The following is a 21589-nucleotide window of genomic DNA, read 5'->3' as shown; positions in this document are numbered from 1 at the left end:
TTTTGCGTGAAGCGCATGGTGGGGTATCTGGTGGTCTGGTTGGTCGTGATGGGGCTGTTGCTCGCCCTGGTGATCACGTACCGTACCGTGGGTCGCGGGTTGACCGAGCCCTTGCTGGCGACGGGTGACCCGGCGGTGCAGGTGACCATTCTCCCCGGCATGGATGCGCGACGTATTGCCGAATTGGCCGACGCGTCGGGCGCCCATCTTGATCCGACCTTGTTCTACTGGGTGGCCCGCTTGCGGGGGCAGGCGCGCGCCATCAAGGCGGGCGAATACGAAATTTCGCCGAAGGACACCTTGCTCAGCCTGCTGGACCGTCTGGTTTCCGGCGACGTGGTTCGTTACCGGGTCACGGTGCCGGAGGGAGATACCGCACAGGATTTCCTGAACCGACTGGCGACGGATCCCCACCTCAAGCACACATTGACCGGGCTCAGTCATGCCGAGATCATCGCGGCGCTGAGTCTGCCGATCAAGCATCTGGAGGGGCAGCTTTTCCCGGATACTTATGTGTTCACCGGCGGTACCACGGATCGACAGATCGTCATGAAAGCCTACCAGTCGATGCAGGCGCATCTGGACGCAGCCTGGGCGAACCGGGCACCCGATCTTCCGTTGAAGACCCCCGAGGATGCCCTGATTCTGGCCTCGATCGTCGAGAAGGAGACTGGTCTGGCGGACGAGCGGGGCAAGGTGGCCGGTGTCTTCATCAATCGCCTGAACCGGGGCATGCGCTTGCAGACCGATCCGGCCGTGATCTACGGCGTGGCGAAATCCCGGCGGGGTGTCGTGGATGCCGCGACGGCGCCGCGGAGTCTGACGCAATCCGAGTTGCGACAGGATACGCCGTACAACACCTACGTACGGGTCGGGCTGCCGCCCACGCCGATCGCGCTGCCTTCGGAAGCGTCCCTGCAGGCCGTGACCCATCCGACGCAAACCGATGCCCTGTATTTTGTGGCAAACGGATCGGGCGGTCATACTTTCTCCCGAACCTTGCAGGGGCACAATCAGGCTGTTCAGGCTTGGCGCAAGCTGGAAAACCGTCGCGCCGATCAGGTCGGCGATTCGAAAGCGGCAACCTCGGGAGGAGTAAAATGACGGCGCAGGGCGTGTTCATCACGATCGAGGGCATCGAAGGCGCGGGCAAGTCGACGGCCGTGTCCTGTGTGGCCGATTGGTTCTCCGGGCGGGGGAGGGAGGTACTGCGCACCCGCGAGCCCGGCGGAACGCCAGTGGCTGAGGACATCCGCCGCATCCTGCTGACCGCGACCGAGGAAGAGCTGGCCGAACCGACCGAGTTGTTGCTGATGTTTGCGGCACGGGCCCAGCATGTGGCCCGGGGAATTCGCCCTGCACTCGATTCCGGGCGGGTGGTCGTCTGCGATCGCTTCACCGATTCGAGTCGTGCCTACCAGGGTGCCGGTCGGGGGATCGATCCGGTCGTGATCGAATCCCTGGCCAGTTACGCGGAGCAGGGTGTGCGTCCTGATCTGACCCTGCTGCTCGATCTGCCGGTGGGCATCGGCATCGCTCGAGCGGCAGCCCGGCGGGGGATGATTGCCAAGGACCGTTTCGAACGTGAGGCGCACGAATTCTTCGGGCGTGTTCGCGCGGGGTTCCTGGCGATTGCCGAGGCGCATCCCCGGCGCGTTCGTGTCATCGATGCTGCTGAACCGCTCGATCGGGTCCGGCTGCAGATTCACGCGGCTCTGGCTGCGCGTTTCGATGAGGGGGAGGTAGGCGTGCATGGCGGCAGGTAAGGCTTCGGAGAAAAAGGTACCCGCAACGCCTGTCGACAGTGGAGAGTCGCCCCCCTTGCAGCGCTCTCTCGAACTCGTTCGCCGGGCGCCCTGGCTGCTGGCGCCCTGGGAACGGTTCATCGGCATGCATGCCCAGGGACGCGTCCCCCATGGGCTGATGATCGTCGGAGAGCGCGGCTTGGGTTCGAGTGCGCTTGCACGCTGTATTTCGGCCTACCTGCTCTGCAGCCAACCGATACGGCAACCGGGTTCGGAGGCGCCCTGCGAGGTTTGTCCGGCCTGTCGATTGCGTCAGGCCGGTACGCATCCGGATCTGATTCTGGCGGCAGAAGATCTCTCGGTGCGCGATATCCCCGTCGACGTGGTGCGCGCCCTGATCGATGCTTTCGGATTGACCCGTTATGGCCCAGTGCGCATCGCCTTGATCGAACAGGCGGAGCGCATGAACCGGGCTGCAGCGAACAGTCTGCTCAAATTGCTGGAAGAACCGCCGGCCGGGAGTCTGTTCCTGTTCACCGCCGAGCGCGCCGATTTGCTACCGATGACCATTCGATCTCGGGTACAGCGTCTATCCGTCCCCAATCCGGATCGATCCGCGCTCGTCGACTGGTTGTGCACGACGCACGCCCTGCCGCGCGCCGACGCGGACCTGCTCTGGTTCATGGGTGGGCGCGATCTGGTGGCCGGTCAAGCGCCGGACTGGGATTGGCAGGGTGTGACCCAATCCTTCTGCGATCTCATCTGCGGTCACAGTTCACCCTTGGCCGTGGCCAAGGTTTGGCAGTCCGTGGATCGGGAAACGCTGGCCCGGTGGCTGTTGCGTGTCTGGCTGGCGGTTCAGGGTGTGTCGCTTGGTTTGCCCTGCACGGCGCCCGAATCCTTGTGTCCGGCCATCGGGCGCATGGCAGCGGCACTGTCCGCCGAGGATTGGCTCAAGCGGCATCCGATTCTTCTGGCCTTCCTGCAGACGGCCAGTCATCCCTTGAACGAGGAGCTGGCCCGGGAGCGGCTGGCCCTGGATCTCTCCGATCCGGCTTTGCCGGCCCGCTTGGCCTGATCCGTCCGAGATCGGCAGTGCCGTCGGCAGTTGGGTTCCCGCGATGGGTACTGGTGCCGTCTTAAGGCGAACTCGCGGCGCCTGATGCGGACAGCTTAACGGCGCGTCTGACGCGGATCCCTGCATTTTCATCACCGATCGGGGAACCATTTGCCCGGCTATCAATCGTAGGAACGGCAACAAGGCGATCTGCCGGTGCGGATTCCCTGTTTTGCTTTTATGCACATAAGTATTTTTGCTGTTTTTGCGATGAGCAGTGTGGTTAAATTTCGGGTTACGGTTTCGCGCCGCACGCAAGTGTGTCGAAACGTGTATCTGGTTTGGCCCAGGCAAAATGACTCGAACTGCTTGTGCGTACTTAAAAATCCAATAACGGAGATCAACGAATGAATTTATCTCGTCGGGAATTTTTGCAAATGCTGGCTGCGGCATCCGCCGCCGGCATCAGCCTTGAGACCGCGCAAGCGGGCACGGGCATGCAAACCGTCGCCCATTCGGTCAAGGCCAATCGTGCCTCGGGCAACATGTATGAAATCCCCAAGTTCGGTAACGTGCACATCCTGCACTACACCGACATTCATGCGCAGCTGAACCCGATCCATTTCCGCGAGCCCAGCATCAACCTGGGCATTGGTTCAATGGAAGGTCATCCGCCGCATCTCGTCGGCGAGGCATTCCTGAAGTATTTCGGCCTGAAGCCGAATACCCCGGAAGCGCACGCGTTCACCTGCATCAACTACGTTGAAGCGGCCAAGAAGTTCGGCAAGGTCGGCGGTTATGCCCACCTGCTGACCCTGGTCAAGCACATGAAGGCCCAGCGTCCCGGCGCGCTGGTCATGGACGGTGGTGACAACTGGCAGGGTACCGGCCTGGCGCTGTGGACCAACGCCCAGTGTCAGATCGACGCCCAGAAGATCTTCGGTCTGGATGCCTTCACTTCCCACTGGGAAGCCACCTACGGCAAAGACCGCATGATGGACGGTATCAAGCAGCTCGAAGCCGCCGGCAACATGACCTTCGTTGCCCAGAACATCCGTAACCAGGATTTCGAAGACCGCGTATTCAAGCCGTACATCATCCGCGAAGAAAACGGCGTGAAAGTGGCAATCGTCGGTCAGGCGTTCCCGTACACCCCGATCGCCAACCCGGCCTGGATGGTTGAAGGCTGGACCTTCGGTATCAATCCGGAAGACATGCAGGATGTCGTCAACAAGGCCCGTAAGGACGGCGCCGAAGTCGTCATCGTTCTGTCCCACAACGGTATGGACGTGGATCTGAAGATGGCTTCCCAGGTCAGCGGCATCGACGCGATCATGGGCGGTCACACCCACGACGCCATCCCGCGTCCGACCATCGTCAAGAACCCGGGCGGCAAGACCATCGTCACCAACGCCGGTTCGAACAGCAAATACCTCGGTGTGCTGGATATCGACTACCGCAATGGCAAGCTGCAGGATTTCAAATATCACCTGCTGCCGGTCTTCTCCGACTTCATCGAACCCGACAAGGAAATGGCCGCCTTCATTGAGAAAGCGACCAACCAGGACGTCACCTTCCAGGGCAAGACGTTCAACGCCAAGAAGCGTCTGGACGAAGTCGTCGCCACCAACGACGGTCTGCTCTATCGCCGCGGCAACTTCACCGGCAGCTGGGATCAGCTGATCTGTCAGGCCCTGATCGACGAGAACGATTGCGAAATCTCCTTCTCTCCGGGGGTTCGCTGGGGTACCACCCTCATTCCGGGCGAGCCGATCACCTACGAAGATCTGATGACCGAAGTGGGTCTGACCTACCCGAACGTCACCGTGAACGAGTTCACCGGCGAGCAGATCAAGGGCATCCTCGAAGACGTTTGCGACAACATCTTCAACAAGGATCCGTATTACCAGCAAGGTGGTGACATGGTCCGTATCGGCGGCATGACCTACGCCTGTGCCCCGAACGAGTCCAAGGGCAAGCGTATTTCCGAAATGGCGCTCAACGGCAAGCCGTTGGATCCGAAGAAGAAGTACAAGGTTGCCGGTTGGGCTTCCGTGCACAAGCCGGGTCAGATTCCGGGCGATACCGGCAAGATGATCTGGGATCAGGTCGAGCATTGGCTGCGTGACAAGAAGCACATCAAGCCGGTGAAGATCAACGAGCCGAAACTGATCGGCGTCAAGGGCAATCCGGGCCTGACCAAGTGCTAATCAGCGCTTAGTCACCGTCCAGGTTGAAACAGAAGCCCCGCATTCGCGGGGCTTTTTTTGTGGCTACATTGATCGGGCGGTCAATCGGTCATTGGCAATGGGCGAAAAACCCCTTGGTCGTAGTTCTTGCGCAGAAATGCGTAGGGTGCCACGCGGCCGTGCATGGCCACATAAACACCAGGTGGCGGATCGGCGGCAAGGAAGCCGAGCGCCAATCCCATATGAAGTGCCGATTCCCGAGGCTCGAGTTCGGCCGGCCGCATGGCGCCGGTGAGGACCACGACATGATCAAGGTTCGCCTGATCGAGCATTGTCGCCGTCTGGTGAAGGGTGTCCGTGCCGTGTACGACGATGATCGGTGCCTGCTGCAACAAGCCGGGCAGGGTGCGGATCGCGGCGATGATCAGTTTCCGGTCTTCATCGGTCATCTCCAGGCTGTCCTTGTGGATCAGGCCCATCAGGTGGATGTCCAGATTCGGCGCGGCCGACTCAAGCAGTCTCGAGATGACTGCTTCGTCGGGCGAAACGATCAATTGTCCGGCGATCGGGTCGTAGCACTTGTTCAGGGTGCCCCCGGTGTTGATGACTACCACCGGTAGTCGCGTGGGTATGGCAAATTTGCTCGTCACTTCGAGGCTCCTGTGCGGGCGCATGTCTCGGGAAGGATCCAGCGCAGCATCGCGATGGCGATGTCGGTAGGTCCATAACGGCACGGGCTGCGCGTATATTGTGCGGTCCCAATTATCGTCGTGTGCCGAAAAATTGTGAAAATATCCTTTAGGGGATGCGGCCGGGTCCGTGTGAGATGCCTCGAAATTCCGTCGGGTATTCATCGGGAATTGTGGTTGGCAGGCTTGTTCGGAATGCCCGCACTGCGTCGGTCATGTGCTTTTATTCATTAAATATTCTAGAATGTAGGCCAATAAAATCGGTTATTTTGAATATTCATCGGGTTATAAGAACCGAGTCGCCGGCAAGAATCAAACATGAACAATCCCTCGTCCTATCGTTACCTTATCGAGTCGGTGACCAAGTCTGGCGCTCGCTTCCGGCCCAGTGACTGGATTGATCGTCTTGCCAGCTGGGATGCCACGTTCGATCAGCATCGACTGGTATTTTCCGAACGTTTGCATCCGGCCATGCTGGATGGGCAGAAGGTTTTGGTGATTGAACCCAGTCTCCAGGCGGAAAATGCACCGATGTTCGAGTCGGTGCTTCATTTCGTCGAGCGCAATAATCTGAAAATGCATATTCAGTATTCCGATGGCCGTATGGAAGAGTACACCGGTGCGCCGCCCGGAACGGCGCCTGCGGACACCCCATCGGCATAAATAACTTCGGATTATCACGCTCATGAACGCATCAGCGCCTCGCGTCGGTTTCGTCAGCCTGGGTTGCCCCAAGGCGTTGGTCGACTCCGAACGGATTCTTACCCAGTTGCGGGCCGAAGGCTACGCCATTTCGCCGGACTACGATGACGCAGACCTCGTGATCGTCAATACCTGTGGCTTCATCGATTCTGCGACGCAGGAATCCCTGGATGCCATCGGTGAGGCCCTGGCCGAGAATGGCAAGGTCATCGTCACCGGATGCCTGGGCGGGCGGGACGAAGGGGCGCTGATCAAGGAGGTGCATCCGAGCGTCCTTGCCATTACTGGTCCACAGGCTTATGCGGACGTCATGAATGTCGTCCACCAGCATGTGCCGCCGAGACATGATCCGTTTACGGACCTGATGCCTGCGCCCCGGCCGACCTTTGAGCAGCAGGTTGGCGTGAAGCTGACGCCGCGTCACTATGCCTATGTGAAAATTTCCGAGGGGTGTAACCACCGCTGCAGCTTCTGCATCATTCCGAGCATGCGCGGCGATCTGGTTAGCCGACCCATCGGTGAGGTGCTGAGCGAAGCCAGCAATCTGGTTGACGCCGGAGTCCGTGAGCTTCTGATCGTCTCCCAGGACACCAGCGCCTATGGCCTGGATACCCGGTACAAACTCGATTTCTTCGGCGGAAAACCCATCAAGACGCGCTTCAAGGAGCTGGCGCAGGAGCTGGGTCAACTCGATGCCTGGATTCGCCTGCACTACGTCTATCCCTATCCGCATGTCGACGAGGTCATTCCGCTGATGGCGGAGGGATTGATTCTTCCCTATCTGGATATTCCCTTCCAGCACGCGAGTCCGGCTGTCCTCAAGGCCATGAAGCGGCCCGCTTCCAGTGAGAACGTGCTGGAGCGGATTCGCCGCTGGCGCGATATCTGCCCCGACATCACGTTGCGTTCGACCTTTATCGTCGGTTTCCCCGGCGAGACGGAGGACGACTTCAATCAGTTGCTCGAATTCATGGACGAGGCCCAACTGGATCGGGTCGGGGCATTTGCCTATTCCCCGGTCGAGGGTGCTGCGGCCAATCAGTTGGCCAATCCGGTACCGGAATCGCTCAAGCAGGAGCGTTTGGCGCGTTTCATGGAAAAGCAGGCAGCCATCAGTGCCGCGAAGCTGGCGGACAAGGTGGGACAGACCATGGCTGTTCTGATCGATGATGTCGATGCATCCGGTGCCGTGGGCCGTGGGCCGGGCGCTGCACCGGAGATCGACGGAGTCGTTTTTCTGCCGGAGGTTACCGATGTGCGCCCCGGTGACTTCGTGGAAGTGGAGATTACCGATGCCGATGACCATGACATGTGGGCGATCCCGGTCGCCTGATCCTGGCCAATGGTTGCGTTGAAACCGTTCGCTTCGCCCCAACGAGCGATTCACTCTTTTCATCGGGATGTGCATGGCGACTGGTACGTCAAGCTTGAATGCGGCCATCATCAGCACACGCGACACAATCCGCCCTGGATCAATAGAGCGTGGGTCGAAAACAGTTTCGGTCGAATGGCGATGTTGGGTACATTGCTGCCCTGTCCGCATTGCGCGCGATTGATTGATACGAATCAATCCGGCACCGGTGTCTTGTGATGGACCGCTTGATCTACCGTGAATCCGCCGGTGGGCGTGCAGCATGCGCACAGGTTCCGGGTGCGCTCAGATCGCTCGGATACGCCATTCGACCTTGATTGACGCCAGAGGGTACCATGACAACCGAATCCCGCAATGATCGAGCCTTCAGGCCCTTGAACATCGCCGTACTTACCGTTTCCGATACACGTGGCCTTTCCGATGACCGCTCCGGAGATCTTTTGGTCGAGCGGGTTCGTGACAGCGGACATCAGTTGTTCGATCGCCAGATCGTACGCGATGACAAATATGCGATCCGGGCGGCCGTGTCTGCCTGGATCGCCGATCCAGCCTGTCAGGCCGTTATTTCCACGGGCGGGACGGGATTGACGGGACGCGATGGCACGCCCGAGGCCCTCCGGCCGTTGTTCGACAAGGAGATCGAAGGTTTCGGGGAGGTGTTCCGCTGGCTCTCCTGGCAGACGATCGGTACCTCCACCGTGCAGTCTCGGGCGACGGCCGGTGTCGCCAACGGCACCTACCTATTCGTTCTTCCCGGCTCGACCAGTGCCTGTCGCGATGCCTGGGACCAGATTATCCGCGCGCAACTGGATTTTCGGACCGGGCCGTGCAATATGGTCGAATTGATGCCGCGCCTCAACGAGCAGTAATGTGTTTCATCCCTTGCGCGTCTGTCGGGCATCATAGCCGGCCGCGGCTGTCAACCACTTGGGAACCAGCATGAAAGATTTGCCCATGCGCGCGTTGTTTGCCGTCAGTTCCCTGGGCTTGGGGCATGCCACCCGGAGTCTGGTCCTGATCCAGGCATTCCTGGCCCGTGGCTATCAGGTCACGATTGTTTCCACCGGGAATGCGCTGGCTTTCCTGCAGCTTGAGCTGGCGGATCACCCTGCGGTGGATTGGCGCGACATGACGGACTATCCGCCGTTGGAGCGCGGTACGGGCTGGCGCTTCTATCTCTACCTGCTGTTCGATCTCGTCAAGACCTGGCAGCGCATTCGGGAGGAGCATCGTGCTTTCGACGCCTGGGCCGCCGAATACGACTTCGTGTTCAGCGACGGGCGTTACGGCTTTTACAGCCGATGGACGCCGTCCTACATCCTCTCGCATCAGATCGCCTTCATCCCGCCCAAGGGATTGCACGAAATCGGCTGGTTGAGCGATCACCTGAATGCGGTGGCGCTGAAGAAGTTCGATCGGATTTTCATTCCGGACTATCCCGGTCCCAGCCGGAATCTCGCCGGTAATCTGTCCCATACACCGGTGCTTAATCAGGCACGACACCACTATATCGGCATTCTTTCCGCCTACCCGCATCGGGAGTGCACCCAGGATATCGATTATCTGTTCGTGATCAGCGGCTACCTGCAGGAACACAAGGGCGCCTTTGTGGCGAACCTGCTGGCGCAGGCTGCGGACATTCCGGGCAAGAAGGTCTTCGTGCTCGGCGATCCCACGGCCGATCCACGCCAGTTCACATCGTTCGAGCGTGCAGATCTCACTATCTACCCATTGGCCAGTGGCGACTTGCGGGTCGATCTGTTCAGTCGTGCCCGTTGCGTCGTCTCGAGGGCGGGTTACACCACCGTGATGGACCTGGTCGAGCACAACAAGCAAGCGTTGCTGGTGCCCACACCGAATCAGACCGAACAGGAGTATCTGGCCTATTACCTCGACAGCCTTGCCTACTTCGCTACGCGCGATCAGGCAGAAGATTTCGATTTGGGGACTGCCTTGGCCGAGTGCGCATCGAAAAAGCCGTTCGTCCCGCCCTGGCGCACCGAGGAATCGGTTCGCCGCATACTCGATGCCATGTCGGAACTCATCTATAAGAACTTCTTCACGATCATCGTCCCGGCGCACAACGAAGAGGCCGAACTGGCGCGTACGCTGGACGCGCTGTTGGCACAGCGCTACCCGGCCAGCCGGATGGAAATCATCATCGTCGAGAATGGTTCGACGGACGCCACGCTTTCCATTGCCCAACGTTATGCGTCCCGTGTCGATACCCTGATCCCCATCCGGGTCATACAGAGCGAGTTGGGCGTTTCTCGTGCGAAGAACGCCGGTCTGGCGCTCGCCAGCGCCGAGTCCGAGTGGGTCGTGTTCTGCGATGCGGATACTTATCTCGGGCCAGAGGCGTTGCATCAGTTCAATACCTGGATCAATCGGCACGGCTCCGAAGGGTTGAGCGTGGGTACGACCCAGATCCGTCCGCAGCCGGCTGATCGCCTGTACGCGCGGTTATGGTTCCGGATCTACGATGTGATTCACCGGGTCACCTACAGTTCGTATGCGCTCCAGCTTGCACGTACGCCCATCGCGCGTGGGGTCGGGTTTCACGCGGAATTGAGTTTCGCCGAGGATCTGGTGTTCACGCGTGAATGTCGGCGTTATGGTCGGTTCTTCTTTGTGCCCACCAATCAGGTGGCGACCTCGACACGGCGTTTCGAGGCACGTGGCTACCTCAGGCAAAGTCTGCGTTGGCTCATGGAGGCCCTGATGCCCATGCGGATGAAGCGGCGGCGGGGGTACGATGTCATTCGCTGAATTCGGTTCGTTTGAACAGGCGATCCCCTTCTTGCAGCAACATCGGAACATCGCCTACGGTATCTTGTTCTTCGGTGCCTTCTTCGAGACGGTCATCCCGTTCTCGCTGCTGATTCTCGGCGAGGTGTTTTTCCTCTCGGGTGCGATTCTGGCGGGGATGGGCGTGCTCGATCTCTGGCTGGTCATGGTCTTGCTCTATGGCGGCGGCATTCTGGGTGACAACCTCAGTTACTGGATGGGGTACCGCTACGGGACGGGGCTCTTCGACCGATTGCAACACTGGCCGCTGATCGGTCGACTCATCCATCGGGAAAATTACGAAAAAGGGGTCGTCTTCTTCGAGAAGCGCGGGGCGCTGGCGGTGTTCATCGCGCGACTCAGTGGCCCGCTTTCCTGGGTGACCCCGGCGCTGGCGGGTATTTTCCGCCTCGATTACCGGACGTTTCTGCAATTCAACACGCCGGCCGTGATTATCGGGATCAGCGAATTCATCGTGATCGGCTATTTCTTCGGCAACCATATCGGCACGATCCTGGACGTGTTGCATCGCTATGGGCTGGCCCTGGCCGTGATCCTGTTGGGCCTCGTCATCTTGGTTCTGATCATTCGCCGGTTCGTTGACTGGCGTTCACGCCTGGATCGGACGCAGGCCGAGATGACGCTTTTCATCGGCCAGCATTTCGGCCTCTCCCTGTTGGTGATCGCCGGAGTCATTCTTGGCGTGCTTTATCTCATTCGTCCCCTGTAGCGCTAATCAATGCCGCTCATGACGTTTAGTGCGGCGTGGTGCGCGGAGAGGGGTTGCAGTATGAATATGCTTCGGCGGTTGACGGAGAATGCCGCATCAATTCGTGCCGATCGGTAAGGGCGCGAGGGGGCCGCTGCCGCTTCGAGCGGAATGGGGTCGGACCCCGCGGATCCCGAATCCGCACGCATGAAAAAAGCCAGCAAATCGCTGGCTTTTTTTTGGCGTGGGAACGTCCTGTCCCCACGATGGGTCGGTTTACTTGCGCAGGCCCGGACCGTTGATTTCCAGACCGTTGTCGATGTAGGCCAGGAAATACTCGAGATCCAGATAATGCGAAGAATAGGCTTTGAACGGAATGGTGCGCGTGTCACGCATGCAGCCTTTCAAACGCTTGTCCAGGGTGAACATTTTCTGCTTGCTATAGCGGAACACCGGGAAGGAGGTGGTGTTGCCGATACCGGTATGCAGCGTTTCTGCGCGAATACGTTGCGTGGCGTGATACATGTGGCAATCGGCGCAGGACAGGTTCAATTGGCCGGTCTTGCGGAACCACATTTCTTTACCGTCATTGAAGGCTTTAACCGCGCGGGGATCGTTGGGGATCTGTACGTTGACCTTCATGCCGCGGGATTCGCTGGCCAGATAGGCTGAGACGGCCACGAGGTCGTTGTAGCCTTTCTTCGACTCCCAGGATTCATCCTTCGGGACGCCGGCGTTCAACTGGCAGTTGATCAGATCCAATTCCAGGTTGTGGACCTTGCCATCTTTGGGGTTGAAGTAGGGATACTTGGCGCGCAGGCCCTTGGCATCGCCGACGCAGGAACTCAGCGGCTTGCCGTTCGGCAGGCGGTAGTCTTCCCACAGCTTCTTCCCTTTCGCAATGAAATCATCCTGTGGTGGGAACTGCATCATGTCCTGATACTGAGCGTAGGAGTCCTTGTCGAATGCATAGACGCCGATATTGTATTTATCGTGTGGGATCTGGGGGAAATTCTTGTAGTAGAAATTTCGGAATTCCTTGGCAAATTCGGCTGGATTGTTGACATCATCCTTCGGATTGAAGCTGCTATACCCCCCCGCTGAGGCAGTCGCACTGACCCCGGCAATCAGGCCGACAATTAACATACTGCTAACAAACTTTTTCATTCTCACGAGCTCCTCGTTGATGGTCGCTGGCTGTTTTCGCTGCGCTTAGAGCGTGTACAGATAATCGACGATTTTTTCGATTTCTTCCTTGGTCAGGATCTTGTGATCCCCGAACGGCGGCATGATGACTCCGCGACCAAACTTTTCGCGCGGATCCCAGACAACCTTGAACAGGTCTTCTTTGTTGGGATAACGAATCTTCATGGCGATCAGCGCCGGGCCAATGTTGCCAGCCAGGTTGCCGCCCGCGATGGCATGGCAGGCAAGGCAGTTGCCTTTGCTTTTAGCGAAGGCAAGATCCTTGCCTTCCTGCTCTTCCTTGGTCATCGTGTGGGTGACGGCAGTGGGCGCATCCGCCGGCTCGTCTTCTTCCGTGGCGAAGACCTGACTGGTGACGACCAGACTGCTGGCGAACAGAATGGCGGTGCTCGTGTGGGTAATTGCTCGAATCAATGATGTCATTATCATCCTCTCCTCTTAAGACGCATGAGACGCCAAGATGGCTTTGGTGGCCTTATTTTGTCGTTTTGACGACCTATACTGTAGTGGTCTGGTTCCTTGAGACAATAAAAAAAATTTTATGGCTACATGGTTTATTCACTAAGGTTGGGAAAGCATCCATTTCTAAAGCAATCGCTAATGTTGACCGGATTTCTGGGGCATTGGCCGGTTGACTTTCTGTGGATGAGGGGCGGGCGTTCCTTTTGCTCGCGATGACAATTCGCCCCTGCTTTTTTATTTCTTTTATTACAATGTATTGCGTTTTCCGGATTATGGGCGGGCTCGTGACTCGATCTGCTTGAGCGCGGCATCCAGGCGTTCCTGGGCCAGTGAATCCCCTGCGGAATAGCTGAAGGCCAGTTCGTATTCCTGGTGGGCGGCCACCAGTTGGTTGCCCATCAAGAAATATTTTCCGAGCAGTTCATGGCTGCCGAGGTGGTCCCCCGCTGCCGCCGCAGCTTCTGCTGCAGAGAGCACGATTCTCCGATTGCCCGGGTCCTGTTCCATCATGGCCCGAGCGGTCTTGTAGGCCTGATCCGGGTTGCCCGTCTTGATCAGCCAGTGGACGGACTGGCGAAGCAGGATGGCGTTGCCTGGATAGAGTGCGAGTAATTCATCCATAAGCGACTGGGCTTCCTTGGTGTGTCCGTGGGCAAAGAGGACCTGGGCGAGCGGCAGTCCGAACCAGAGATTTCCCGGGTGTGTGCGATAGAGTTTGTCGAGCAGTGACCTGGCCGCCGTCCAGTTGCCATGGGCCTGATCCAGTACGGCCTGCCGATAGGATTCGCCGACCGGTGTGCCGAGATGGATCTTCGTCGCGCCCGTGAGTCCGGCTAATCGGGCACGTGCGAGCTGGAAGGAGAGGCTGTCCCGCGTGCCCAGTTGCTCACGAGGAATTGCTGCGATTCGATCTTCCGCGGCGCTGATGCGTTCGTTGTTCAGGGGATGGGTGAGCAGGAATGCATATTGTGCCGCACCGTTGTCGCCACTTTGACGTTGCAGTTTCTCAAAGAAGCTCACCAGTCCATGCGGGTCGATATGGACGCGTTGCAGGGTTTGGATGGCGAACTCGTCGGCCTCGCGCTCATGCATGCGGGTGAAGTTGATTTCGTTCTGCGTCGCGCCGGCGACGCTGGATGCCGCGGCGGCGGCACCCATGTCCGGGTTGATGCTGCCTAGCAGTAAGGCTGCGACGAATCCCGCGATCACCAGCGCGCTGTTGCCTGATTGCCGAGAAAGCATCTGGGCAATATGCCGATGCGTGGCGTGGGCGATCTCGTGCGCCAGGACGCCAGCCAGCTCGCTTTCATTATCCGCGAACAGAAACAGCCCCGAATAGACGGCGATATAACCGCCCGGCACTGTGAAGGCATTGATGGTCGGGCTGTTGATCAGCATGAAATTGGGCGGGAAGCGGGTACCGGGGGCCGAGGCCATCAACCGATCCCCCAGGTCATTCAGGTAGCGCAAAAGCAAAGGGTCATCGATGAACTGGACCTGGCTACGTAATTTCTCGAACACCTCCGCACCGATTTTCTGCTCCTCCGCCTTCGATAAGGTTTGATCTACAGGGTCTCCGAGATCCGGTAATTGGCTGTTCAGGCTGGAAAAGTTCGAATGGCTGCGTGTGCTGTCGGCGGTGGCCAATCCGGGAAGACAAAAGATCCAGACCAGAATGAGGGGCGCTGCGATTTTATTCATGGCGGCATTCGGCCTTTGTGATTATTTGATTGAGGTGAAAATTTTTGGATGAGAGTAGTGCTAGCCGTTTATGTTATTAATCTTCGCTAATGAAGTCCTGACCGGAATCCGATTGGTGTCTTTGGCAACCAGCATGATCGGTTTTGCATCGTATCCGGCCTGCGAGGAAAACAGCGGCTATTCTGCGTGAGCGCATGCCGTTCGTTGGCTAAAATAGTCCCTGCACCATGTTTGGTGCGCAGATTGGGAATCGCAATCTCCGTTGCCCCAAAATGTGATGAGATCAATTTTTATAGTGAGTTGAATTGAATGTCTAGTTTTCAAAGCATTGCTCCGGAAGAGCTGAAAGATCGTATGCACGAGGTGTTGCTCGTCGACGTACGTGGTCCGGCGGAAACCGCTCGCGGCATCATCATGGGGGCAAAGCTGGTTCCCTTGCATCTGGTCCCGATGAATGTCGACCAATTCAAGACCGATCAGGATGTCGTGGTGTATTGCCATAGTGGCGCACGTTCCGCTCAGGCTTGCCAGTTCCTGGCGGCGCAGGGTATTGATCGGCTGTTCAATTTGGAGGGGGGCGTCATGTATTGGGCGGGCTCCGGTTTGCCGCTGGTTGCCCCCGAGTGATGTCGACCCTCATCGTCGATGCACGAGGACTCCGCTGTCCGATGCCGCTGCTCAAAGCCAGAAAGGCCATTTCTTCGCTGAAGGACGGGGCTCAGCTTGAGGTCTGGGCCACCGACCCGGGGGCCGAGGCGGATTTCAAGGCCTATTGCGAACAGGCCGGGCATGATTTGTTGCGCATGGAGCCCGGGCGTGACGAGGAAGGAGCCACTTGGCTGAAGATTGTTCTGGTCTGCCGCCGATGACTCCCGATTTCCCGACAACCACCCCGGAACGATCCGGGATCGCCCTGATCCTGAGCAAGGATGCGCCAGAAGCTGCGCGAGCGGCTTTTTCTCTGGCGGCAACCGTTGTTGCGCTGGGGGATCCGGCCGCAATCTTCTTTACGCAGCACGGGATCGCCTGGCTTGCGCAAAACGCTGAGCTCGAACCGGATCTTGCGGAGTTGTTCGGCTTTTGTCAGGACGAGGGGGTGCGATTCATCGCCTGTTCGGATTCTCTGGCCCAGTCGACGTTGTCCGCGGAGCAGTTGTGCCCTGGCGTCGAGGTGGCCGGCGCGATCAGTTTCTATCAGTTTGCCCGTACGGTCGCCGTTTCACTGTTCATCTAACCCGCATGCGTCGGAGCGTGGATGCCGTGGCAGATCCGTTGCCGGGGGCTTTGTCGATTTTGCATGGATTTCGTACAAAACGAACGTCATCACGAAAGCGGTTTTTGGGATGAAAACCCGTAAATAAGGTCAGGGACGCAGCGTCGAGAACCAAAAAAACCAAAGAGGCGGGTGAGATGATCAAGTTATTGCGTGTACTTCTGTTGTTCCCCTTGTTGCTTTCGCTGAATGCGGCCCATGCTGCGGAAGGGGGGCTGCAGCCCTTCATCGAGGGAACGACGCTTTCATCGGGCTTGTCGGATGCGACGAAGACGGTGGTTGCGGCATTGGGCAAGGGGGGATTTGACGTGGTTGGGCGGTATTCCCCCGTGAAGAATGTCACGGTCATTTCGATTTCGAGCCCGAGCATGCTGAGGAATGCGGCTGCCACGGAGCGCGGTGGTTACGGCGCAGCGTTGAGTGTGGCACTGGAATCCGTTGACGGGAAAACCTTCGTGACCTACATGAATCCGCAATATGTGGCGGCGGGCTATCGTCTGGCCAACGACAACACGGATGTGGCCAAGGCGCTGAGCACGGTTCTCGGTAACGAAAAATCCTTTGGGGCAAAACCCCGACCGGCGTCGGAATTGCGGAATTATCAGTACACCTTCGGGATGGAAACATTCACCGACCCGATGGATCTGGGGAGCTTCAAGGGGTTTCAGGCCGGCACCCAGCAGATAGCCAGTCGACTTAGGGCGGGAACCGATGGCGTCCGTCTGGTCTACGAGATCAAGATTCCCGGTCGGGATGAGGTTGTATTCGGTGTTGATTTGGCCGGCAAGAATCCCGATGCCAACGGGGCTAAATTGGTCCAGTCGGTTGATCCCGGCCCCGCGCCTCATCGTTATGCCTTTCTGCCCTACGAAGTCGTGCTGAGGGACCGTAACGCGGAGGGTTTGAATCTCCGGTTCCGCATGGCTTTGTTTTTCCCCGACTTGCCCATGATGGGTTCCGATGCTTCCTTCTTCAAGCTGCGCGACGCGCCCGGCGCCATTCAGAGCGTCTTGCGCAAGGCATTGGGTGGAACCGTCATCAGCGATACAACCGGTTCGGATAACGGTTTCGGATCGTTCTGAACCCAAGCGTTCCCCTGGCATCGGGGTGCCGGGGTGCTGGGTTTGACCATCCGGTTTATGGGGATATCTCGATCATTTTGCAATGATTCGATGCAATTCTTGCCATATCCAGCTATATTAGCCGGCTTGATTCATGCGGCTGATACACGTACAGGCGTGAGCGCAGATCTGGAGTGGTTGGTCCCTGTCCGTTTTGCCCCGTTCAACGCGCGCGGCGAGTCGGTAGGTTCCGGCCAAATTCCCTTATCCCTACGACACAATTTAATAGAGAGAAATTCGCGTGGAATTGTCCGGTGGTCAAATCCTGGTTGAGTGCCTGAAGGCCGAGGGGGTCGAGGCGGTTTTCGGCTACCCGGGCGGGGCCGTCTTGCATATTTACGATGCGCTGTTCCAACAGGATGATGTGAAGCATGTCCTGGTTCGTCACGAGCAGGGTGCCGTGCACATGGCCGATGGTTATGCGCGGGCGACGGGTAAGCCGGGCGTCGTGCTGGTGACGTCCGGGCCGGGCGCCACGAATGCGGTGACCGGTATCGCGACGGCGTACATGGACTCCATTCCCATGGTGGTGATCACCGGGCAGGTGCCGAGTCATCTCATCGGCAACGATGCGTTCCAGGAAGTGGACAACGTCGGGATCACGCGTCCCTGCGTCAAGCACAACTTCCTGGTCAAGAACGTGAACGAGTTGGCCGAAACCATGAAGAAGGCCTTCTATATCGCCACCACCGGTCGTCCCGGCCCCGTGGTGGTCGATATTCCCAAGGACATGGTCGATCCGAACGTGCTGATTCCGTTCAGCTATCCGGAAACGGTCGCGCTCCGTTCCTACCATCCGACCGTCAAGGGACATACCGGTCAGATCCGCAAGGCCATCGATCTCATCCTGAACGCCGAACGGCCCATGATCTACACGGGCGGCGGGGTGGTGCTCGGCGGTGCGGCCGAGCAGCTCACCCAGTTCGCGCGCCTGTTGAACTATCCCATCACCAACACCCTGATGGGGCTTGGCGCCTTCCCCGCCAGCGACCCGCAATTCCTGGGCATGCTGGGGATGCATGGGACGTACGAAGCAAACATGGCGGTCCACCACTGCGACGTGTTGATCGCGATCGGCGCCCGTTTCGACGATCGGGTCACCGGCAACCTGGCAAAATTCTGCCCGACGGCGAAGATCGTCCATGTGGATATCGATCCGGCCTCCATTTCCAAGAACGTGATCGTCGACGTGCCGATCGTCGGCGCCGTCAAGGCGGTGCTCGAAGAGATGCTCCCGCTGATCGCCGACGCCGGCGGGGCGAAGCAGCCCGAGGCCCTGGCGGCCTGGTGGAAGCAGATCGAGCAATGGCGCGCCATGCGTTGCCTGGATTACAAGACGAACGGGGAGATCATCAAGCCGCAGTACGTCGTCCAGAAGCTCTGGGAGATCACCAAGGGCGATGCCTTCGTGACCTCCGATGTCGGTCAGCACCAGATGTGGGCTGCGCAGTATTACGGTTTCGACAAGCCGAATCGCTGGATCAACTCCGGCGGCCTGGGCACGATGGGCTTCGGCTTGCCGGCCGCCTTGGGCGTGAAGTATGCCTATCCCGACGAGGAGGTGGTCTGCGTTACCGGCGAAGGCAGCATCCAGATGTGCATCCAGGAGCTGTCGACGGCGCTGCAGTACCATCTGCCCGTCAAGGTCGTCAGCCTGAACAACCGCTATCTCGGCATGGTGCGTCAGTGGCAGGAGTTCTTCTACTCCGGGCGCTACGCCATGAGCTACATGGAAGCGCTGCCGGATTTCGTCAAGCTGGCCGAGTCCTATGGTCATGTGGGCATGCGTATCGAGAAGGCATCGGATGTCGAGGGCGCGCTGCGTGAAGCCTTCGCCCTGAAGGATCGTCTGGTGTTCATGGACTTCCAGACGGATCCGACGGAGAACGTCTTCCCGATGGTGCCTGCCGGTGCGGGTCTGAACGAAATGATTCTGGTGTAACGACGATGCGACATATCATTTCCATTCTGATGGAGAACGAGGCGGGCGCATTGTCCCGCGTGGCGGGCCTGTTTTCGGCGCGCGGCTACAATATCGAATCCCTGTGCGTGGCGCCGACCAATGACGAAACGCTCTCGCGCATGACCCTGGTCACCCACGGGGACGACCAGATCATCGAGCAGATCATCAAGCAGTTGAACAAGCTGATCGACGTGGTCAAGGTGCAGGACATGGCCGACGCACCGCACATCGAGCGTGAATTGATGCTGATCAAGGTGCAGGCGATCGACAGCTCACGGGAGGAGGTCTACCGTCTGGCGGAAATCTTCCGCGGACAGATCATCGATGTGAGCGAATCGAGCTATACGATTCAGATGATCGGCCCTGGCCACAAGCTGGACGCCTTCCTGGCGGCCCTGGGCCCGATTCCCGTCGTGGAAATCGTGCGCTCCGGCGCCCTGGGCATTTCCCGGGGGCCGCGGGGCATGGCGATTCCGGAAGCCTGATCGACCGAATTTCCGACTGATTTATAACGATTGTTTTGAGGGGAGATATTCCAGATGCAAGTTTATTACGATAAAGATTGTGACCTGTCGCTGATCCAGGGCAAGAAAGTCACGATCATCGGCTACGGTTCCCAGGGCCATGCCCATGCCCTGAACCTGAAGGACTCCGGCGTCAACGTGACGGTCGCGCTGCGTGCCGGTTCCGCCTCCGCCCGCAAGGCTCAGGCCGAAGGCCTCACCGTGCTGCCGATCGCCGAAGCCGTTGCCGCTGCCGACGTCATCATGATTCTCGCGCCCGACGAGCATCAGGCTGCCATCTATCGTAACGACATCGAGCCGAACCTGAAGCAGGGCGCGACCCTGGCGTTCGCACACGGTTTTTCGATCCTCTACAACCAGATCGTGCCACGTGCCGACCTCGACGTGATCATGATCGCGCCGAAGGCGCCGGGCCACACCGTCCGTTCCGAGTTCGTCCGTGGCGGCGGTATCCCGGATCTCATCGCAGTACACCAGGACGCTTCCGGTTCTGCGAAAGAACTCGCGCTGTCCTATGCTTCTGCCGTGGGCGGTGGTCGCACCGGCATCATCGAGACCACCTTCAAGGACGAGACCGAAACCGATCTGTTCGGTGAGCAGGCCGTTCTGTGTGGCGGTACCGTCGAACTGGTCAAGGCCGGTTTCGAGACCTTGGTCGAAGCGGGTTACCCGCCGGAAATGGCCTACTTCGAATGTCTGCACGAGCTGAAGCTGATCGTCGACTTGATGTACGAAGGCGGCATCGCCAACATGAACTACTCGATCTCCAACAATGCCGAGTACGGTGAGTACGTCACCGGCCCGCAGGTGATCAACGAAGAGTCCCGCTGGGCGATGCGCGAAGCGCTGAAGAACATCCAGAGCGGCGAGTATGCCAAGAACTTCATTCTGGAAGGTGCGACCAACTATCCGTCAATGACCGCGCGTCGTCGTCAGAATGCCGCCCACCCGATCGAGCAGGTCGGCGAGCGTCTGCGTAACATGATGCCGTGGATCTCCGCGAACAAGATCGTGGACAAGGATCGCAATTAAGAATTGACTCGCTAAAATCAGAGCGTAGACCGGGGGCCATGGGCCCCCGAATTGTCAGGGGGTGCCCATGAAACCAGAAGCCGAACAGCCTGTCCCAATGACCGAATCCCCGGATGCGGGGCAACAGGGTCATGTCGATGATCATGTCCAGCGGGTGCATCCGCGAAAGGCGATCTACCTGTTGCCCAACCTGATCACCACCGGCGCCCTGTTCGCCGGTTTTTTTGCGATGCTGCGGGCGATTCAGGGCGATTTCGAGCAGGCCAGCATTGCCGTGTTCGTGGCCATGCTGCTCGATGGTCTGGATGGTCGTGTCGCGCGATTGACCGGCACGCAGTCGGCGTTCGGCGTTCAGTACGACTCCTTGTCGGACGTGATCGCCTTCGGCCTCGCGCCCGCCGTCGTGGTGTTCCTGTGGAGTCTCTACGGCATTGGCGATCGCTGGGGCATGCTGGGTGCGTTCGTGTTCGTGGCCTCGGCCGCAATTCGACTGGCACGGTTCAACGTCCAGGTCGAAACGGTCGACAAGCGTTATTTCGTGGGGCTTGCTTCGCCAGCCGCGGCCGCCGTGCTGATGGGCATGGTCTGGTTTTTCGAGGAGCAGCAGATTCCGTTCTATGAAAACATCGGCTGGGTCTGGGTGATTACGGTGACCACGGGCCTGCTGATGGTATCGAGCTTGCCCTACTACAGCTTCAAGAGCGTCAGCCCGCGCTTGCGGGTCTCGTTCCTGAGCGTGCCCGTCCTGATCCTGATCTTCGTGCTGGCGCTCAAGGACTTTGCCCTGACGCTCTGGTTGCTGGCCCTGGGTTATGCGCTTTCGGCACCGTTGTGGTTCCTGGGTCGTCGTCTGAAGCGGCTTGTCGTACGGCGGCCCAGCGGATCCTGAGAGGTTCCCCACGGATTGATGTCGAAGTTGAAGCCCGGCTCTGACCGGGCTTCATTTTTTCTCGGGATGTTCGGACCGCGGTGGGGTAGTTCGAGCGATACGATGGAATCACCTCGGCGCGATACTCGGCCACCCGAGTCCTTAGTCCCGAGTCCGTGTCGACCCGAA

At 58.9% G+C, this 21589-nt stretch carries 22 protein-coding genes; 18 read left to right on the top strand and 4 right to left on the bottom strand.

The window, feature by feature from the left end; translation table 11 throughout:
- Positions 1-15: 15 nt before the first annotated feature.
- From mltG to soxB, 4 genes are all read left to right on the top strand, one after another.
- Positions 16-1104 (top strand): endolytic transglycosylase MltG, encoded by a 1089-nt coding sequence (mltG, locus tag A9404_RS05610; RefSeq protein ID WP_066099288.1) that lies wholly within the window; start codon positions 16-18, stop codon positions 1102-1104.
- Positions 1101-1766, top strand: coding sequence for a dTMP kinase (gene tmk / locus A9404_RS05605; RefSeq protein WP_066099287.1), 666 nt, complete (start codon positions 1101-1103; stop codon positions 1764-1766). The genes mltG and tmk overlap by 4 nt, the downstream gene beginning before the upstream one ends.
- Entirely contained in the window at positions 1753-2823 is a 1071-nt protein-coding gene (locus tag A9404_RS05600; protein WP_082922770.1) for a hypothetical protein, read from the top strand. The genes tmk and A9404_RS05600 overlap by 14 nt, the downstream gene beginning before the upstream one ends.
- A 386-nt stretch (positions 2824-3209) precedes the next feature.
- Positions 3210-5012, top strand: a complete 1803-nt coding sequence (gene soxB / locus A9404_RS05595) for a thiosulfohydrolase SoxB (RefSeq protein ID WP_066099285.1) — start codon at positions 3210-3212, stop codon at positions 5010-5012.
- 80 nt (positions 5013-5092) lie between these two features.
- Here soxB and A9404_RS05590 read toward each other — a convergent pair whose 3' ends face one another.
- Complete coding sequence (locus A9404_RS05590) at positions 5093-5641, bottom strand: asparaginase domain-containing protein (protein ID WP_197490446.1); 549 nt, start codon at positions 5639-5641, stop codon at positions 5093-5095.
- 357 nt (positions 5642-5998) lie between these two features.
- On the opposite strand from A9404_RS05590, the gene A9404_RS05585 reads away from it, so the two are divergent.
- From A9404_RS05585 to A9404_RS05560, 6 genes are all read left to right on the top strand, one after another.
- Entirely contained in the window at positions 5999-6343 is a 345-nt protein-coding gene (locus A9404_RS05585; protein ID WP_066099283.1) for a DUF3579 domain-containing protein, read from the top strand.
- A gap of 22 nt (positions 6344-6365) precedes the next feature.
- Positions 6366-7715 carry a 30S ribosomal protein S12 methylthiotransferase RimO gene (gene rimO, locus A9404_RS05580; RefSeq protein ID WP_066099282.1) on the top strand — a complete coding sequence of 450 codons (1350 nt, stop codon included), beginning with the start codon at positions 6366-6368 and terminating at the stop codon, positions 7713-7715.
- A 9-nt stretch (positions 7716-7724) separates the two neighbouring features.
- Complete coding sequence (locus tag A9404_RS05575; RefSeq protein ID WP_066099281.1) at positions 7725-7973, top strand: DUF3565 domain-containing protein; 249 nt, start codon at positions 7725-7727, stop codon at positions 7971-7973.
- Positions 7974-8089: 116 nt separating this feature from the next.
- A complete protein-coding gene (gene moaB / locus A9404_RS05570) occupies positions 8090-8623 on the top strand; it encodes a molybdenum cofactor biosynthesis protein B (protein ID WP_066099280.1) in 534 nt (177 codons plus the stop codon).
- Between the two features lie 70 nt (positions 8624-8693).
- Entirely contained in the window at positions 8694-10523 is a 1830-nt protein-coding gene (locus A9404_RS13135) for a glycosyltransferase (RefSeq protein WP_082922768.1), read from the top strand.
- Entirely contained in the window at positions 10510-11271 is a 762-nt protein-coding gene (locus A9404_RS05560; protein ID WP_066099279.1) for a DedA family protein, read from the top strand. Before A9404_RS13135 ends, A9404_RS05560 begins: the two co-directional genes overlap by 14 nt.
- A gap of 255 nt (positions 11272-11526) precedes the next feature.
- Here A9404_RS05560 and soxA read toward each other — a convergent pair whose 3' ends face one another.
- The 3 genes from soxA to A9404_RS05545 form a co-directional block, all read right to left on the bottom strand.
- Positions 11527-12417 (bottom strand): sulfur oxidation c-type cytochrome SoxA, encoded by an 891-nt coding sequence (soxA, locus tag A9404_RS05555; RefSeq protein ID WP_082922767.1) that lies wholly within the window; start codon positions 12415-12417, stop codon positions 11527-11529.
- 45 nt (positions 12418-12462) lie between these two features.
- On the bottom strand, positions 12463-12879 hold the full coding sequence (gene soxX, locus A9404_RS05550; protein ID WP_082922766.1) for a sulfur oxidation c-type cytochrome SoxX: 417 nt from the start codon (positions 12877-12879) through the stop codon (positions 12463-12465).
- Positions 12880-13188: 309 nt separating this feature from the next.
- Positions 13189-14619 carry a beta-barrel assembly-enhancing protease gene (locus A9404_RS05545; RefSeq protein WP_066099277.1) on the bottom strand — a complete coding sequence of 477 codons (1431 nt, stop codon included), beginning with the start codon at positions 14617-14619 and terminating at the stop codon, positions 13189-13191.
- A 309-nt stretch (positions 14620-14928) separates the two neighbouring features.
- Between A9404_RS05545 and A9404_RS05540 the strand changes: the two genes are divergently transcribed.
- The 8 genes from A9404_RS05540 (at position 14929) to pssA (ending at position 21421) form a co-directional block, all read left to right on the top strand.
- Positions 14929-15246 carry a rhodanese-like domain-containing protein gene (locus tag A9404_RS05540; protein ID WP_066099276.1) on the top strand — a complete coding sequence of 106 codons (318 nt, stop codon included), beginning with the start codon at positions 14929-14931 and terminating at the stop codon, positions 15244-15246.
- Positions 15246-15488 carry a sulfurtransferase TusA family protein gene (locus A9404_RS05535; protein WP_066099275.1) on the top strand — a complete coding sequence of 81 codons (243 nt, stop codon included), beginning with the start codon at positions 15246-15248 and terminating at the stop codon, positions 15486-15488. Before A9404_RS05540 ends, A9404_RS05535 begins: the two co-directional genes overlap by 1 nt.
- Entirely contained in the window at positions 15485-15853 is a 369-nt protein-coding gene (locus A9404_RS05530) for a DsrE family protein (RefSeq protein WP_082922765.1), read from the top strand. The genes A9404_RS05535 and A9404_RS05530 overlap by 4 nt, the downstream gene beginning before the upstream one ends.
- 176 nt (positions 15854-16029) lie before the next feature.
- On the top strand, positions 16030-16974 hold the full coding sequence (locus A9404_RS05525) for a hypothetical protein (RefSeq protein WP_066099274.1): 945 nt from the start codon (positions 16030-16032) through the stop codon (positions 16972-16974).
- A 280-nt stretch (positions 16975-17254) separates the two neighbouring features.
- Complete coding sequence (locus tag A9404_RS05520) at positions 17255-18955, top strand: acetolactate synthase 3 large subunit (protein WP_066099273.1); 1701 nt, start codon at positions 17255-17257, stop codon at positions 18953-18955.
- A 5-nt stretch (positions 18956-18960) separates the two neighbouring features.
- On the top strand, positions 18961-19461 hold the full coding sequence (ilvN, locus tag A9404_RS05515) for an acetolactate synthase small subunit (RefSeq protein ID WP_066099272.1): 501 nt from the start codon (positions 18961-18963) through the stop codon (positions 19459-19461).
- 54 nt (positions 19462-19515) lie between these two features.
- Positions 19516-20532, top strand: coding sequence for a ketol-acid reductoisomerase (gene ilvC, locus A9404_RS05510; RefSeq protein WP_066099271.1), 1017 nt, complete (start codon positions 19516-19518; stop codon positions 20530-20532).
- 67 nt (positions 20533-20599) lie between these two features.
- Entirely contained in the window at positions 20600-21421 is an 822-nt protein-coding gene (pssA, locus tag A9404_RS05505; protein WP_066099270.1) for a CDP-diacylglycerol--serine O-phosphatidyltransferase, read from the top strand.
- The last annotated feature ends 168 nt before the right edge of the window (positions 21422-21589 follow it).

Origin of the sequence: Halothiobacillus diazotrophicus (assembly GCF_001663815.1) — a bacterium.
Classification (GTDB): domain Bacteria; phylum Pseudomonadota; class Gammaproteobacteria; order Halothiobacillales; family Halothiobacillaceae; genus Halothiobacillus; species Halothiobacillus diazotrophicus.
This window is presented reverse-complemented; position numbering and strand designations above follow the sequence as displayed.

Excerpts from the sequence above, each read along its gene's own strand:
- soxX (WP_082922766.1), bottom strand. The coding sequence starts at position 12,879 with ATGACATCATTGATTCGAGCAATTACCCACACGAGCACCGCCATTCTG.
- soxA (WP_082922767.1), bottom strand. The coding sequence starts at position 12,417 with ATGAAAAAGTTTGTTAGCAGTATGTTAATTGTCGGCCTGATTGCCGGG.
- A9404_RS05540 (WP_066099276.1), top strand. The coding sequence starts at position 14,929 with ATGTCTAGTTTTCAAAGCATTGCTCCGGAAGAGCTGAAAGATCGTATG.
- A9404_RS13135 (WP_082922768.1), top strand. The coding sequence starts at position 8,694 with ATGAAAGATTTGCCCATGCGCGCGTTGTTTGCCGTCAGTTCCCTGGGC.
- A9404_RS05585 (WP_066099283.1), top strand. The coding sequence starts at position 5,999 with ATGAACAATCCCTCGTCCTATCGTTACCTTATCGAGTCGGTGACCAAG.
- ilvN (WP_066099272.1), top strand. The coding sequence starts at position 18,961 with ATGCGACATATCATTTCCATTCTGATGGAGAACGAGGCGGGCGCATTG.
- pssA (WP_066099270.1), top strand. The coding sequence starts at position 20,600 with ATGAAACCAGAAGCCGAACAGCCTGTCCCAATGACCGAATCCCCGGAT.
- A9404_RS05530 (WP_082922765.1), top strand. The coding sequence starts at position 15,485 with ATGACTCCCGATTTCCCGACAACCACCCCGGAACGATCCGGGATCGCC.
- tmk (WP_066099287.1), top strand. The coding sequence starts at position 1,101 with ATGACGGCGCAGGGCGTGTTCATCACGATCGAGGGCATCGAAGGCGCG.
- A9404_RS05575 (WP_066099281.1), top strand. The coding sequence starts at position 7,725 with ATGGTTGCGTTGAAACCGTTCGCTTCGCCCCAACGAGCGATTCACTCT.
- soxB (WP_066099285.1), top strand. The coding sequence starts at position 3,210 with ATGAATTTATCTCGTCGGGAATTTTTGCAAATGCTGGCTGCGGCATCC.
- A9404_RS05525 (WP_066099274.1), top strand. The coding sequence starts at position 16,030 with ATGATCAAGTTATTGCGTGTACTTCTGTTGTTCCCCTTGTTGCTTTCG.
- ilvC (WP_066099271.1), top strand. The coding sequence starts at position 19,516 with ATGCAAGTTTATTACGATAAAGATTGTGACCTGTCGCTGATCCAGGGC.
- A9404_RS05560 (WP_066099279.1), top strand. The coding sequence starts at position 10,510 with ATGTCATTCGCTGAATTCGGTTCGTTTGAACAGGCGATCCCCTTCTTG.
- mltG (WP_066099288.1), top strand. The coding sequence starts at position 16 with ATGGTGGGGTATCTGGTGGTCTGGTTGGTCGTGATGGGGCTGTTGCTC.
- moaB (WP_066099280.1), top strand. The coding sequence starts at position 8,090 with ATGACAACCGAATCCCGCAATGATCGAGCCTTCAGGCCCTTGAACATC.
- A9404_RS05600 (WP_082922770.1), top strand. The coding sequence starts at position 1,753 with ATGGCGGCAGGTAAGGCTTCGGAGAAAAAGGTACCCGCAACGCCTGTC.
- rimO (WP_066099282.1), top strand. The coding sequence starts at position 6,366 with ATGAACGCATCAGCGCCTCGCGTCGGTTTCGTCAGCCTGGGTTGCCCC.
- A9404_RS05535 (WP_066099275.1), top strand. The coding sequence starts at position 15,246 with ATGTCGACCCTCATCGTCGATGCACGAGGACTCCGCTGTCCGATGCCG.
- A9404_RS05545 (WP_066099277.1), bottom strand. The coding sequence starts at position 14,619 with ATGAATAAAATCGCAGCGCCCCTCATTCTGGTCTGGATCTTTTGTCTT.